At 45.7% G+C, this 14,836-nt stretch carries 18 protein-coding genes; 7 read left to right on the forward strand and 11 right to left on the reverse strand.

The window, feature by feature from the left end; genetic code table 11:
- Positions 1-91: 91 nt before the first annotated feature.
- Entirely contained in the window at positions 92-796 is a 705-nt protein-coding gene (locus QNI08_RS09245) for a cytochrome c biogenesis CcdA family protein (protein ID WP_285767145.1), read from the reverse strand.
- Between the two features lie 48 nt (positions 797-844).
- The gene (locus QNI08_RS09250; protein WP_285767146.1) at positions 845-1,081 is read right to left on the reverse strand and encodes a hypothetical protein; all 237 of its coding nucleotides are present in this window, start codon (positions 1,079-1,081) and stop codon (positions 845-847) included.
- A 206-nt stretch (positions 1,082-1,287) separates the two neighbouring features.
- Here QNI08_RS09250 and QNI08_RS09255 point away from each other — a divergent pair, with 206 nt between their 5' ends.
- Positions 1,288-2,448 carry an MFS transporter gene (locus tag QNI08_RS09255; RefSeq protein ID WP_285767147.1) on the forward strand — a complete coding sequence of 387 codons (1,161 nt, stop codon included), beginning with the start codon at positions 1,288-1,290 and terminating at the stop codon, positions 2,446-2,448.
- 643 nt (positions 2,449-3,091) lie between these two features.
- On the opposite strand, the gene QNI08_RS09260 is transcribed toward QNI08_RS09255, so the two are convergent.
- The 8 genes from QNI08_RS09260 to QNI08_RS09295 all read right to left on the reverse strand — a co-directional run bounded on the left by QNI08_RS09260 (position 3,092) and on the right by QNI08_RS09295 (position 8,164).
- Positions 3,092-3,733, reverse strand: coding sequence for a response regulator (locus tag QNI08_RS09260; protein WP_285767486.1), 642 nt, complete (start codon positions 3,731-3,733; stop codon positions 3,092-3,094).
- Positions 3,726-4,772, reverse strand: a complete 1,047-nt coding sequence (locus QNI08_RS09265) for a sensor histidine kinase (protein ID WP_285767148.1) — start codon at positions 4,770-4,772, stop codon at positions 3,726-3,728. The genes QNI08_RS09260 and QNI08_RS09265 overlap by 8 nt, the downstream gene beginning before the upstream one ends.
- Positions 4,769-5,518: a cell wall-active antibiotics response protein LiaF gene (liaF, locus tag QNI08_RS09270; RefSeq protein WP_285767149.1), complete on the reverse strand. Its 750-nt coding sequence runs from the start codon at positions 5,516-5,518 to the stop codon at positions 4,769-4,771. Before liaF ends, QNI08_RS09265 begins: the two co-directional genes overlap by 4 nt.
- 157 nt (positions 5,519-5,675) lie before the next feature.
- Positions 5,676-6,311 carry a PspA/IM30 family protein gene (locus tag QNI08_RS09275; protein ID WP_285767150.1) on the reverse strand — a complete coding sequence of 212 codons (636 nt, stop codon included), beginning with the start codon at positions 6,309-6,311 and terminating at the stop codon, positions 5,676-5,678.
- Between the two features lie 19 nt (positions 6,312-6,330).
- Positions 6,331-6,675, reverse strand: coding sequence for a lmo0954 family membrane protein (locus QNI08_RS09280; protein WP_285767151.1), 345 nt, complete (start codon positions 6,673-6,675; stop codon positions 6,331-6,333).
- Between the two features lie 129 nt (positions 6,676-6,804).
- Positions 6,805-7,125 (reverse strand): hypothetical protein, encoded by a 321-nt coding sequence (locus QNI08_RS09285; RefSeq protein WP_285767152.1) that lies wholly within the window; start codon positions 7,123-7,125, stop codon positions 6,805-6,807.
- Complete coding sequence (locus tag QNI08_RS09290) at positions 7,106-7,462, reverse strand: hypothetical protein (protein WP_285767153.1); 357 nt, start codon at positions 7,460-7,462, stop codon at positions 7,106-7,108. The genes QNI08_RS09285 and QNI08_RS09290 overlap by 20 nt, the downstream gene beginning before the upstream one ends.
- An 87-nt stretch (positions 7,463-7,549) precedes the next feature.
- The gene (locus QNI08_RS09295; RefSeq protein WP_285767154.1) at positions 7,550-8,164 is read right to left on the reverse strand and encodes a TetR/AcrR family transcriptional regulator; all 615 of its coding nucleotides are present in this window, start codon (positions 8,162-8,164) and stop codon (positions 7,550-7,552) included.
- A gap of 166 nt (positions 8,165-8,330) precedes the next feature.
- Between QNI08_RS09295 and kynU the strand changes: the two genes are divergently transcribed.
- From kynU to QNI08_RS09325, 6 genes are all read left to right on the forward strand, one after another.
- On the forward strand, positions 8,331-9,608 hold the full coding sequence (gene kynU, locus QNI08_RS09300; protein ID WP_285767155.1) for a kynureninase: 1,278 nt from the start codon (positions 8,331-8,333) through the stop codon (positions 9,606-9,608).
- A gap of 76 nt (positions 9,609-9,684) precedes the next feature.
- Entirely contained in the window at positions 9,685-11,106 is a 1,422-nt protein-coding gene (locus QNI08_RS09305; protein ID WP_285767156.1) for an amino acid permease, read from the forward strand.
- Positions 11,107-11,152: 46 nt separating this feature from the next.
- A complete protein-coding gene (gene kynA / locus QNI08_RS09310; protein ID WP_285767157.1) occupies positions 11,153-12,007 on the forward strand; it encodes a tryptophan 2,3-dioxygenase in 855 nt (284 codons plus the stop codon).
- Positions 12,008-12,031: 24 nt separating this feature from the next.
- Positions 12,032-12,658: an arylformamidase gene (kynB, locus tag QNI08_RS09315; RefSeq protein ID WP_285767158.1), complete on the forward strand. Its 627-nt coding sequence runs from the start codon at positions 12,032-12,034 to the stop codon at positions 12,656-12,658.
- 161 nt (positions 12,659-12,819) lie between these two features.
- A complete protein-coding gene (locus QNI08_RS09320) occupies positions 12,820-13,065 on the forward strand; it encodes a DUF2164 domain-containing protein (protein ID WP_285767159.1) in 246 nt (81 codons plus the stop codon).
- A gap of 187 nt (positions 13,066-13,252) precedes the next feature.
- The gene (locus QNI08_RS09325; protein ID WP_285767160.1) at positions 13,253-13,885 is read left to right on the forward strand and encodes a LysE family translocator; all 633 of its coding nucleotides are present in this window, start codon (positions 13,253-13,255) and stop codon (positions 13,883-13,885) included.
- Between the two features lie 80 nt (positions 13,886-13,965).
- Here the strand turns inward: QNI08_RS09325 and QNI08_RS09330 are convergent, their stop codons facing one another.
- Positions 13,966-14,811 (reverse strand): MBL fold metallo-hydrolase, encoded by an 846-nt coding sequence (locus QNI08_RS09330; RefSeq protein WP_285767161.1) that lies wholly within the window; start codon positions 14,809-14,811, stop codon positions 13,966-13,968.
- Positions 14,812-14,836 lie beyond the last annotated feature (25 nt).

A 14,836-nucleotide genomic window follows, 5' to 3' on the forward strand; every position in this document is an offset into this window, starting at 1 on the left:
GAATTAAACGATTCATCAAAAAAAAAAGAGGATATACCGTGAAGCTTTACGCGGCAATCCCCTTTTGGTTGTTTATGTAGCACCTCTGTTCTCAAAAACCCGTAAAACCGCCGAATACTCGGTTTGTCAGGAAAGACGTAATGTTCGTCATCCAATCAAAAAACAAGAAAATCCCCATAACGATCGTGAGATATCCCCCAATTTTAGTTAATCTATGACTATACTTCCTGATCCAGCTTGATTTGCCGATAAAAAAGGACATGATGAAGAAAGGGATTGAAAATCCAAGAATATAAGCAATCATATAAAGCAGACCTTGTCCGGTATATAAACCGAGAGCCATGACAGCACCCAAAATCGGACCGACACATGGAGTCCAGCCAGCGGCATAGCCAATCCCGATCAAAATCGACCCGATATAGCCCGATGGACGGTTTTTAAAGGTGACTTTCCGATCCTTCATCAGGAATTTCGGCTGGAAAAATCCGACGAGGATCAGACCGAACATGACAATCAACACAGCCCCTGCTTGCCTGATCAAATCAATATAATCATAAAAAAGCTCGTAAAAAAGCGTGGTCGAAAGCCCGAGTACTACAAATATGATGGAAAACCCGACCAAAAAGAAAAAGGTATGAAGCAGTGCCTTTCGATTGAAGGCGGTGCTCCCTTCTTTTAGTTCACTAACCGATAAGCCTGTAATATAAGATAAAAAAGCAGGATATAACGGTAAACAACATGGAGATATAAACGATAGTATTCCTGCACTAAATGCTAAAAAGATAGATAAATCCATCTCTCAAATCCCCCTCGGCTATTCTATTTCCGGGACTCTCGTCACCTATTAAATATCCAGACCCAACCATGATGCCATAAGCATCAGCCCCCCGATCGCGACGACTGCCACGGGACCCACAATAAATAGGCCAAATAGCAAAGAAACCACTGCGTCCAAGAAAGTTCGAACGACTCCCGGCTTTTCCATTTTATTCGACTGAGCCGTCAATAAGTCTTCCAGATGACTGACTTTTTGCTTCAGCTCCTGCAACTCTTGAACCACTTTTGTGTCCTGATCTGTCACGCCCAAACATCCTCCCGCGCTAACATTTAGTGTTAATTTTATCATCTTCATCCAGATTTAAAAAGGTAAAGGAACCATTATCCAGAAGAAATCCAATTTTAGCTGTCAGGACCATCAAAACCTTTTTTTCAAAATCTGTCAACAATGTTACAATAGCAAGGTTGAACCAATCGAATCTATAGAACAGGCGAGGTATCATTTTTTATATGAAAGCTTTACGATTATTAAAAAGTTTTAACTTTTTATATTTTGGACTGCTTGCCATTTTCATTCCATTTCTGCCAGTTTATCTGGCTGATCAAGGTTTGCGTCCAGCCCAAATCGGCTTCATCATTGGTACAGGAGGATTTGTTACCCTGATTACCCAGCCATTATGGGGGATGATCAGCGACAAAACGCGGACAATCCGCAAAGTCTTGCTGTTACTCATTTTTTTCTCAAGTGTAATCGGTTATTTTCTATATGACTCAAGCAGCTATCTTCAGCTGATCCTGTTTGCCATGCTGCTTTATTTCTTTTTGATGCCGATCGATCCCCTGACGGAAAGCCTCAATTTTACGATTGCGGAGAAATCAGGGATCAGCTACGGCTCGATCCGGACATATGGCGCCTTGGGGTATGCGGTGATATCGCTGGTCACCGGCTATGTGATGTCCTACTTCGGGGCAAACAGTCTGGCCTTCCTGTTCGCCGGGATCGGGCTGATCAGCTTCATCATTAGCTGGATGATGCCGGATGCACCGGTGTCGGGGAAGCCTGTCACCTTAAAGAGCCTGAAGCATTTTTTCAGCAATAAGGAGACGCTGCTTTTCCTATTATTGGTGTTTATCTGTGCTGTTCCTGCAAGGATGAATGATACGTTCCTAGGTGTGTATATCCGCGAGCTTGGCGGAAGCGCCAAGCTTGTCGGCTTGACCTGGTTCCTGGCCGCAGGAAGCGAAATCGTCGTATTCGCCCTAAGCTTCTGGTGGCTGCGCAAAGGCAAGGAAATCATCATCATCTCGTTTGCAGCGGCGTTTTTCTTTATCCGCTATTTCGTCTCAGCCTGGATTACCGATCCGCATCTGCTGGCATATTTGCAGGTCTTGCAGCTATTGACGTTCCCGATTTTCTATTCCGCGGCGATTCAGTACCTATACCGCATCGTCCCGGTGGAATGGCGCGCCACAGGCCAAACTGTCCTGGCCCTCTTATTCTTCGGGGTGTCGGGAATCATCGCTTCTTATGTTGGCGGAGCCATCTATCAAACCTTCGGTGGCAAGACGCTATACTTGTTCATCTCCTCGATATCCTTTATCGGTATGGTTTTCGCCTTGGTGCTTTATCGCATATATGGCACAAGGCTCGATACGGCAGAGGAAGGTTGATAGAACTGAAAAGCATTCTGCGGTATCTCCTAAATATGGAATAGAGTCATTGTAAAAAACACTGAATCGTCTACACTAACTGAAGATAAGTGTAGACGATTCAACTCATCCAACAAATAAGTTAGCACCTCAAAACTGAAACGCCCCATTTCAAAACTGGAATTTCATTCCTCTTACTTTGTATTACTATAAAGGGATGAATTAAGTCCCTTTTACTAAAAGAGGTGTTTTAATGTCGAAATATCGTTTATACCACACTCTTATCGTTGTCATGTTCTTAGGATGCTTTCTATATAGTGTCTACACCAGAACACCCGAAGGCTTCATAGTGACCATTATTGTTGGGATCGTTGGCATAGGTTTAATATTGGTTAATCATAAGTTGAACAAAAAGAGTGAAACATAAGGACTGGGGCTACAAGACTTCAACATCATCTCCCGGTCACAGACGTTGTACGGAGATTTCCCGCCTTCTCTAGTACTGCCCGGAAGCATAAAAAAAGGGGGCTGTCTCATAAGTCCAATTTAGACTTATTGACACCCCATCATTAAAATCAAGATGCTGATTTAACAGCATTCTTGATTTTTTTATTTGCTTCTTTTTGGCTGATTTTCTCCTTTTGGGACAGTCCCTTTTCCTGCCTCATCGTTCATCATCGACAAGTGAATGTTTAAATGCGTAAATCACCGCTTGGGTGCGGTCCTGCACGTCAAGCTTACTTAATATGTTGCTAACATGCACCTTGGCCGTTTTCAGGGCAATGTAGAGCTCATCAGCTATTTCCTGATTCGTTTTCCCTTGTGTCATTAAAAGCAGAATTTCCATTTCCCGATTTGTCAACTGATCGTGAAGCTGTGTCACCTTTGGATGGCGCAGCTTTGCCATCATTTTTCCAGTCACCTCAGGTTCAAGCACGCTTTGTCCTTGATAGGTGGACCGGACGGCTCTGGCGATCTCGCTTGCTTTCGAGGTTTTCAGCATATAGCTCGTCGCCCCAGCCTCCAATGCCGGATACACTTTTTCATCATCCAGGAAGCTTGTCACGATGATGATCTTGGCTTCGGGCCATTTTTCGATAATTCGCTTCGTCGCTTCTATGCCATCCATTTCAGGCATGACCAAATCCATCAAAATGATATCCGGACGCAATTGGAGGGCAAGTTCGACTGCCTTCACACCATTGTCCGCTTCCCCGATCACTTCGATGTCCGCCTGCGCCGTTAAATAGGCCGATACCCCGATCCTTACCATTTCATGGTCATCGACAAATAATACTTTAATCATCATGATCACCTCCTGTATGTATCAATGGAATTTTCACCTCGAGCTTCGTTCCTTTATTCGGTACGCTTACAAGCTGCATCGTTCCGCCTAATTCAACAGCCCGTTCATGCATGTTTTGCAGTCCGTAAGATCCGGCTTTTGCATCCTCGGCGTTAAAGCCGATGCCATCATCCGTTATCCGGAAAATGATCAAGCCATCACGGACGATCAATAGCACTTCAAGCGAGCTTGCCTTGGCATGCCTGAGCGTATTGGAAACAGATTCCTGTAAAATGCGGAACAGATGGTCTTCAATCCCTTTATCGAGGATGACCGGCTCCGCCTTCCAATGTATGTCCATCGTCACTTTTTGCGCCAATTCTTCGAGGAGCTCCTTCATTCCCGCTTGTAATGATTTTCCCTTCAACGCAACGGGTCTTAAGTGAAGCAGGAGCGCCCTCATCTCGAGCTGAGATTGATGGATCATCTCTTCCACGACCTTGAATTGTTTCATTTCGGTTGTATCCATATCAGCTTGTGACTCTGTAATGGCCGACATGAACATCGAAGCCGCGAACAATTGCTGGCTCACCGAATCATGCAGCTCCCGCGCCAGGCGGTTCCGCTCCTGGGAAACGATTTCCTGAATCTGCTTCTCCTGATCGATGGCCTTTTCATTGGCCATCTTTTGCGATAATTTTGTTTGTTCATTGATTTGCTTATGAATGTGGTTCATCCGTTCAGCCATGGCCGCCAGCTCGGCAATCGGATAGGGTTCCTGCCGTGAAGGCAAACGGCCCTGTTCAAGCAAGTAAAGGCCTTCATCCACCCTTTGCAGCTGCCTTTTGAGAAACATCCCCGAGATGGCTCCATAAATCAGCCCTGCCGTAATGACCAGACTTGGCAGGAAAATGACGAAGGGCAGCCCCATGACCACTTTCTCCCATAGGACGCTCCAGTCGGGCAGCGGGAAAATGAAGAAAACCACCGCCGGCAAAAGCAGCGAAAGAACGAAGGAAACACCAAGGGCATTCAAGATCTGCCGTGTCATGATGCTCATATCCGCTTCACCTCTAAATCCCCGACCAGGATGGACGTGATGATATGAACCTTATGATCCGCTTCATCGAAGCCCTCCGTTTGAAACGAATGGATTTGATTGAAGACCCTTGATTCCTCCGGCTTATTTTCAAAGATCCGCGCTCTCCCTGCCACGACGGAATGATGAACCCTTATTTCGATGCCATACGGGATGAGGACCGTGATATTGCCGACAATATTCCTAAGGGAAATGACGGCATCCCCTTTCGGCAGAATCGTCCGGCTCAAATCAATGACCGTATCACCGACCCCGCTTTGAACATTCACGGAATGCCATTCGTATACCTGCTCACCCGTCTGTTGGTGGCCGAACAGCTTATTGTGAAAAAGATGCCCAGTTTTCAACAACGCCTCTTTATGGACCCGCTCTTCGTCGAGCCCTTCATTGGTGATGATCGGATTGATCCAATCAGGATTCTTTTTCGACTGATAATACAGAACCAAGAAATATATGAGTATGGCGATCAGGAAAAATTTAAAAACGAACATATTCAAAACCGTGATGATAAGAAAGATCAGTCCAGAAAAAAAGAAAATCGTCCCAATTGTCCGCTTCGTGAATTTCCTGCCCAAATAGATTAAGACAATCGAAAAAGCAAGGGCAAACAGCAAACCTCCACCTTTGAACGAAATTTCTAAAAAAAGCAGGACGATTCCGATGAGGAAGATCCAACCCATATAATCCGTTTTCATTTTGCTCAACATCGGCCCGCCTCCTTTGCATATGCTCATGATATTCTTAACAGGCGCAGTGATCCGCGCCTGTTAAGAATACCACGAAACCAACACGTTCTAACAGGGCGTTTTCCCCCATCCATCACTTTCCCGCGGATGAGGGATCAAAGCCATGCATGAATGATGTTTACGCTTCTTTCTGTTCCAATTCCTTTTCAAGCTGAGCGATTCTTGCATCGATGGTATGACGGTTATAATCGGAATCGACATTATGCTCGATCCGGTCGATATAGTGCTCCATCTCTTCGAACATCGCAACCGGCTTGGCCTCGGTGCGGCCGGCATCCAGCACTCGATTGATCCGGTGGTTTGCCCGGGCAATATTCTCCCTGCCCATCAATTCCATCCGTTTTAAGTGCATATCCTTGAGCTTATGCTTCATTTCTTCATATTTACGCTCAAGCTCAGCCAACTGATCCTCCGCACTCTTATGCGCCTCCTTCAAGCTTTGCGCACGATCTTCATAATGCAGGCTTTCCTTAAGGGCGAACTCCATTAAATCCGTTTCACCGGACTGCTTCGCAACCTCCGCTTGATGTTTGCGCTTTTCAGCTAGATTTTGCGCTTGATTATACTCACGCGTAAACTCTTCTTTCAGAAGATATTGACGCTCAAGCAGCTTGCCCACCTTCTCCGTCTCCTGCTCACATTGACGCAAATATTGATTCAACATGCCGATTGGATTCTTTTGCTCCTTCTTATCAAGCAAATCATGAAAGTCCGCTGAAATCGTTTGTTTCATCCTAGTAAATAAATTACCCATTACATTTCCATCCCTTCTATTAGTTCTTATTCAACTCTTTCCACTCTCTTTCAAAATTGGAGAATGGATCGTTGTCAGCTGATGTGTGTTCTCCATTGTCATTCCATTTTTTATAAACGAGGTAAAGCACATAAGCGGCCACCAATCCCAATATCGCCGGGATATGGGAAACAGCAATGATCAGAACGATAACGCATAGTGCTCCCCAAGCAATCTTGGCTCCTGTCGACTCCGACTTCATGAACTGCTTGAACCCAAAGTATAAAATCGCCAAACAAATCGCCAAACCGATCAATGGACCCACATTCGCCAGCAGCACGAACAAGGCAATCAAACCTACAATAAACAAACCAAATTTCTTCATTGTTTTCGTCCTCCTTTCCATGTTTCTATCTTATCTACTTTTCCAAAATCGTATAATGAGCCTTAGCTATATTTTCAAGTAAGACCTAAGGCTTAGCCGATATAAGTCCCCCAACCTTGAGAAGCAAAATTAAGCTTGGTTACTCGCGAGTTTGGACGGTTTACTCGCCATTTTGAGCAGTTTACTCGCCAATTGAGCTGATTTACTCGCCAATTTGGACGGTTTACTCGCCAATTCGGGCGCTTTACTCGCCAATTTAGGCGCTTTACTCGACAATTGGGCATGCGCCTCTTTTTTCAGCCTTTTGCGATGGAGGTTGAGTGCGGTAATCGACAATTTGGGCACTTTACTCGCCAATTTGGGCACTTTACTCGCCAATTTGGGCACTTTACTCGCCAATTTGGGCACTTTACTCGCCAATTTGGCTGATTTACTCGCTAATTCGGGCATGCGCCTCTTTTTTCAGCCTTTTGCGATGGAGGTTGAGTGCGGTACTCGCCAATTTGGACGGTTTACTCGCTAATTTGAGCAGTTTACTCGCCAATTTGAGCAGTTTACTCGCCAATTTGGACGGTTTACTCGCTAATTTGGACGGTTTACTCGCTAATTCGGGCACTTTACTCAATTTAGGCGCTTTACTCGCCAAATTGAGCACTTTACTCGCCAATTTAGGCGCTTTACTCGCCAATTTGGGCACTTTTCTCGCCAATTTAGGCGCTTTACTCGCCAATTTGGACAGTTTACTCGCCAATTCGGGCGCTTTACTCGCCAATTGGATTCGATCCACTTCTGCTGAGCTATTGATTTTCATTCGGCATTAAAGACAAAAAATCTTCCGAGTTGTATTAAACCGGAAGATTTCTTGGTATATCAATTATAGGTATAGGCCTTCGACATATACGGAGGTGATGGTTTGGGCGATTTCTTCGACCGTGCTTTGGTGTTCGTTCCTGACGATTTCCCATAGGTACATTTCATTTGTGAAGAACCAGCCTTTTGCTACGAGCTCATGGTTTAGGTCAGCTCTTGCCAGGCCTTTTTGCTGTGCATAGGCGATGTCCTTTGATATGCGCTGGGTGAATTTCAGGCGGATAGCTTTCCATTTATCCGAGATGACGGTCGATATGCCGATAGCCTGTTCGAAAACCTGGAGCATGTTGCGTTCAGCTTCCGCCATTAATAAAAATGACTTGGCTTGGTTGTTTATGATTTGCCTTGCTTCATTTTTGGAGTTTGGAAAGAAAGAGGTTTCGGCAATTTCATAGAATTGCTCCATCACATTTTCCATCAATACAATCAATAGATCCTCTTTTCCTTTAAAGTGAACATAGGCAGTTCCATATCCGATATTTGCCCTTTTGATTATTTGGGAAATAACTGCAGCCTGATAACCTTCTTCAAGAAAGATTTCCTTTGCAGCTTCCATTAGCTTTTGCCGTGTCATAATCGAACGTAAATGTCGTTTATCCCCTGCTTGGCCATCAATCATGCCTCATCCCCCCTTATGTCTAGCATAAAGGATTTCCTTTCATATAAAAACATTTGTCGCAAAACGAGAAGTATTTTAAATTTTCTGAAATGTGTTATTGACATGATGTCATATTCTTTGATACGATTTTCCTAGAAGTACTATAATTCGAATAGAGGAGGTCATTATGGTTTCAACATACACGTTGGATTACGCGAAGCAGCAGGATGAACAAGATACGCTTCATGGTTTTCGTGATGAGTTTTATTTAAAGCCTGATTCCATTTATATGGACGGGAACTCCTTGGGACTGCTTTCAAAAAGGGCAGAGCGCACTCTTTTGGAATCATTGGCGGATTGGAAGGAGCATGGGATCGACGGATGGACACAAGGAACACATCCATGGTTTTTCATGGCTGAGGAACTGGGGGCGAAAATGGCCCATTTGGTCGGGGCGTCCTCCGATGAGGTGATCGTAACCGGCTCCACCACTGTGAATCTGCATCAGCTCGCGGCTACCTTTTATAAGCCTGAAGGCACCCGCACAAAAATCCTGGCGGATGAGCTTACCTTTCCGTCGGATATTTATGCACTGCAAAGCCAGCTGTACAATCATGGGCTCGATCCGCAAACCCATCTCATCCGTGTGAAGAGTCGGGACGGCCGCTTTCTTGAAGAAGATGATATCATCGAGGCCATGACTGATGATATCGCTTTAATCATGTTGCCGACGGTTTTGTACCGCAGCGGCCAAATCCTGGATATGAAGCGCTTGACCGAGGAAGCTCATAAAAGGGGGATCAAGATCGGATTCGATGGGTGCCATTCGGTTGGTGCCATCCCGCATTCGTTCAGTGAATGGGATGTTGATTTTGCTTATTGGTGCAATTATAAGCATCTGAATGGCGGTCCTGGTGCCGTTGGCGGCTTATATGTAAACCGGAAACACTTTGGGACGATGCCTGGATTGGCGGGATGGTTCGGTTCAAGCAAGGAAAAACAATTCGATATGGAACATACGTTAACACAAGCTGATTCCGCTGGGGCCTACCAAATCGGAACGCCAAATGTTTTAAGCTGTGCGCCTTTAATCGGATCTTTGGATATTTTTATCGAGGCCGGAATTGAGAACATCCGGGGAAAGTCGCTTAAGATCAATCAATATTTAATCGACTTGGTCGAACATGAGTTGAAGGACATGGGTTTTTTCATCGGGACACCGAGAGAAGACGCCCGGCGCGGCGGCCATGTCAGCTTAGAGCATAAAGAGGCTGCCCGCATTTGCAAGGCCTTGAAGGATAACGGCGTGATACCGGATTTCCGGGCTCCTAACATCATTCGCCTTGCTCCGGTTGCGCTCTATACCTCCTATGCTGAAGTTTGGGAAGTCGTCCAGATCCTCAAGAAGATCATGACTGAAAAACAATATGAGCAATATAAGAATGAACGTGAAGTCGTTGCATGATCATACTGCCCTGGGGGACACCATCCCCCAGCAGTTTAATTGATTCAAGTCTTTACAGAAAGAAAGGGGATGAAATATGGAGAACAACGATATACAATTGAATAGGAAAGATGATCCAGAAAAAGGATTGAAGCGATCATTAAAAACGAGTCAGCTTTCGATGATTGCGATGGGCTGTGCCATCGGGACGGGTTTATTCCTCGGAAGCGGACTTGCCATTCAAGCCGCAGGCCCGAGCGTTTTGCTCAGTTATGCACTCGGGGCTTTCATTGTGCTGCTATTGATGGGCTGCTTGGCTGAAATGACAGTGGCGCATCCCACTTCAGGTTCTTTTGGGGCGATTGCCGAAAAGTATATGTCTCCCATGGCAGGCTACCTTGTTCGCTATTCTTATTGGATCGGGAATGTGCTGGCGGTCGGCGTTGAAGTAAGTGCAATCAGCGTGTATATGAAATATTGGTTTCCGACCGTGCCGGGGATCATATGGATTTTGTTGTTTGCCGGGGCACTTATTTATGTCAACGCCACTAGCGTCAACACATTCGCTACCTTCGAGTATTGGTTCTCCTTCATAAAAATAAGTGCCATCGTCGGGTTTATCCTGCTTGGGTCGTATGTACTGATCGGTTCGTCAACCCCTTCAGGCAGCGGGACGGAAAACTTGGTCAACGAAGGCGGTTTTTTCCCATTTGGTTGGTGGGGAATGTGGGTCGCTGTATTCATTTCTTTATTCAGCTTCATCGGGACCGAAATGATAGCGGTTACATCAGGGGAAGCAAAAGACCCGGATGTCGCTGTGCCCAAAGCATTAAAAGCGACCGTTTTTCGTTTATCCACTTTCTATGTGCTGACCATTGGGATCATGTTGATGATCGTTCCGTGGAAAACAGCTGGAATCGAGGAAAGCCCCTTCGTAAAGGTGATGGATATCTTGAATATACCCGGTGCCTCCGGAATCATGAACTTCATCATCTTAATCGCTGCTTTGTCTGCAATGAATGCGCAGCTCTATGCTTCAACACGGATGATGTTTTCGTTGGCACGACGGGAAAATGCACCTAGCATTCTGGGAAAACTAAATAAAAGGAACATTCCGGCAAATGCACTGGCTGTTTCGACAGCTGGAATATTCATTGCTGCAGCCGTTCATGCGTTGCTTCCAGGCTCCTCCTACGCATTCATGATGGGCATTTCCATGTTCGGTGCCATTTTCACTTGGCTGATGGTCTTTATATCCCACTTGTTTTTCAGGGTGGAATGGGAGAAGGCAGGCGGCCGGAAGTTACCAGTAAGAATGATCGGTTTTCCTTATTTAACGTTATTAGGAGCCGTTCTTCTATTCAGCTTGATGATTACGACTTGGTTCACGGATTTCAGAATCATGCTCCAATTCGGGGTTCCTTGGCTGTTATTTTTATCTGTTGCATATCTCGTTTCGAAGAAGAGAAATTCGATTCAGCATTCCGAAAAGGAATATCCAAACAAGAAAATAGATTAGATTGGTATGAACATCTTTGTGAATGAAAAGTGAGGGGAATGGCGAAATGAAGAATACGAATGGCAAGGAACAAATTGGGTCTGATCTGGAGAAGAATATCCAAACCGATTTCCAAAAGTCGATGTCTTACGGAGATTACCTCCACCTTGATCAAATTTTATCCAGTCAGCATAGATGCTCTGATCATCATGATGAAATGCTTTTTATCATCATCCATCAAACGAGCGAGTTATGGATGAAGCTCATTTTACATGAATTGAAAGCGGCCGCAACGTGCATCCGCCAAAACAATTTGGAACCCTCATTTAAAATGCTGTCACGGGTTTCAAGGATCCAGCAGCAGCTGATTCAGTCATGGAATGTCCTGGCCACCTTGACCCCGGCGGAGTACTTGGAATTCAGGGATAAGCTGGGACAATCATCAGGATTCCAATCCTATCAAAACCGTCTGATTGAATTTGCGCTGGGCAACAAAAATGTCCATACGTTATCAGTCTATCAGCACGATGCCGGCTTATATGAGCAAATGAAGCAGGCACTTCACGAGCCGAGCATCTATGACGAGGCAATCACCGCTCTTGTCGCGCGCGGATTGCCCGTTAATCAAGATGCCCTCAGCCGCGATTGGTCGCAAAAGTATGAACCGAATGCCAGTGTCGAGGCTGCGTGGCTGACCGTTTACCGCGATGTCGAGCAATATTGGGACTTATATGAGCTAGCTGAGAAGTTAGTGGATATCGGCCACCAGCAGCAATTATGGCGCTTCAATCATATGAGTACGGTGGAAAGGATCATCGGCAACAAAACCGGTACCGGTGGATCATCAGGCGTGATGTATTTAAAAAGGGCTCTGGATCAACACTTTTTCCCAGAGCTCTGGAGCTTAAGAACGAAGCTATAAGAAGAAAAGGGCTGGAGGTAACGCATGAGTACATGGATTGATGTTTCACAGCGTCTCGATGAATCGGTTCCAACCTGGCCGGGTGATGCTCCCTTCTCCTACAAAGTCAATTGGAGCAAGGAAGAAAGCGGCTCGGTCAATGTAGGAAAAATCAGCATGAGTGTCCATACCGGCACGCATATTGATGCACCGTTTCATTTTGATAACGAGGGAAAACGAGTGATTGAATTGGATCTCGATTTATATATCGGATGTTCCCGTGTCATCCACTTGCCAAACAAGACGAGCATCGGGGTCGCTGATTTGGCCAATCACGACTTACAAGGCATGACGCGGCTGTTGATCCGGACGGATGCTTGGCAGGATAGACGCGCATTTCCGCAAAGCATTCCCCCTATCCAGCCGGAATTGGCCGCTTACCTGTCAAGTCTTGGCATTCGGCTCCTTGGTCTTGATTTGCCTTCGGTCGATCCATTGGATAGTAAGGGACTCCCTGCCCATCATGAACTGGCCAGCCATGGAATTCACATTCTCGAGGGTCTTGTATTGGACAGTATAGTTCCCGGGAATTATGAATTGGCTGCCCTTCCCCTTCCATTGGCTCATGCCGATGGAAGTCCGGTACGGGCCGTTTTGAAAAAAATCCCCTAAATGGGGTCAGCCTAAAAAAACGAGAACGGCTCCCGGATTAAGGGAGCCGTTCTTTTTAGCGAGGGGATCATGTACATACATTCTTTTGAAAATCCAGCCTGTGATTATCTCGTCTTCGCGTGTATAGTTAAACTACTAAAATATTTTAAGGAGTGTATCGAATGTTTATAAAGCTAACAAAAGAACAACAAGCATTAATGATATCCGACATCCAATATTTCTTTTCACAAGAAAGAGATGAGGAAATAACAGAATTCGCAGCCGAACGAGTATTGGACTTCGTCAAGGAATCACTCGCCCCCCATTTCTATAACGCTGCCGTCCATGATGTTAAACATGTCGTCGAACAGCAATACTCTTCCCTTGAGGATGAAATATTGACCCTCGAACGCCCGATTAAACGATAAGCGACTGCCCAAGCACTGATTAACATGCGGGGGTAACGCCGAACTCGCGAGTAATAACGCAGACATGCGCGAGTTCCGGCATCATCCTGTTGAATCATTCACGATTTTCGGGCGTAATTTCATTCCGCAACTGCGGATGTTTATGTTATAATCTTCTGAATTCAGCATCCAGAATGGAGGTCCGTATATGGATAACTTTTATTTTTTCGTGCTTATGTGCGTTCTTCTCATCCTTTTGCCTGGACCGGATACGGCAATAGCCACTAGGAATACGGTGACCGATGGGACGAAGGGCGGTTTCAAGACGATGCTCGGGACTTGCTGCGCCCTGCTTATTCATACTTCAGCAGCCGTGTTCGGGCTTTCGGCGATCATCGTGAAGTCGGCTTTAGTATTTTCCGTCTTCAAATACGTCGGTGCCGTCTATCTGGTCTATCTGGGCATAAAAACATTATGGGGATTAAAGCATACTAAAGGCGCCAGTGACACGGTGGCAACGGGGGAAAGCAGGTATGAGAGTCATTCATGCTTCAAGCAGGGGTTTCTGACCAATTTACTCAATCCTAAAGTGGCCGTGTTCTTCTTGACGTTTTTGCCTCAGTTCGTCGATCCGGGCAATCAGACATTTTTGCCGTTCCTGATCATGGGGGTCACGTATACCGTTTTGACGGCGTTGTGGTTCATTTTTTATATTTATCTGTTGAACCAGATTAGTGCTTTCATGAAAAAACCTAGGACACAAGCGATTTTTGAGGGGTTGACCGGGACCGTGCTGATTGGCTTTGGAATAAAGCTGGCCCTGGAAAAAGCTCATAATTAAATGAAACTGCACACCTTTTAGTCAATCGGTGTGCAGTTTCATTCACACTATTTTTTTTGCTCCGCTCTTCCTCTTCTTACTCAGTATCCATTCACAAAAAATCCGATCGTTTCGAGTTCATGTTCCGTTAATTCCCGGTTTGCCTCTTTCGCCAATTCCTGCTCGATTTTGGCTTTATTTCCACGATGTTCGACGACGGCATTGGCACATTGCTTCATTAAGGTGAATTCGGCTTCCATTTCCTGCTTCGTGCACGGCTTATCATGATGGGAAAGGATATAGGTATCGGCATCATAGGCTTCAAGTTTCTTGACGAGCAGTGATGCCTGTTCAGCCGTGTAGTTCCACTTTTCCGCATATAGATTGGCATAAAAGCAGTCTCCGAGAAATAATGTTTTTTCCTCCGGAACATAAATGATGCAGGAATCCTTTGCATGGTCACCGCCGATGTGCTCGATGACGCAGGTGATATCGCCAAGGTCGATCGTCAGTTTTTCATCAAACAGGATGTCGGGCAGCGGCAGGGTGATTTCCCGATTCTTTCCTAGTTCCAGCTTGATTGCGTCTGCACAGAATGGTATCTCCGTTCCTTCTTCAACCCGCTGATCAAGGGCAGGATCTTCCCATGAGAGCGGCTGCATGGCTTTGATATGGTGATAGGTTTTTTCGTGACAAATGACCGGAATTCCGATATGCTCCAGCCCGAATACATGGTCCCAGTGGGAATGGGTCAAGGCCAGGAGATCGCCGGTAATGTCATGTTTATGTAATTCGGCCTGAAAAAGCCGCGCATGCTGGACGGAGTTTCCGGCATCGATGATGAGCGTTTTCTTGTTCCCGATGACGGCGCCAAGAATGGGCCGGTCCGTTTCTTGGACTGGTGTCAGGTAGACAATATGTTTCGAAAGGTGCTGTAAAGTTTGCATGTGTCTTTCTCCTTCGGATGGTTTA

The sequence above is a fragment of the Peribacillus folii genome (assembly GCF_030271255.1).
Classification (GTDB): Bacteria; Bacillota; Bacilli; order Bacillales; family DSM-1321; genus Peribacillus.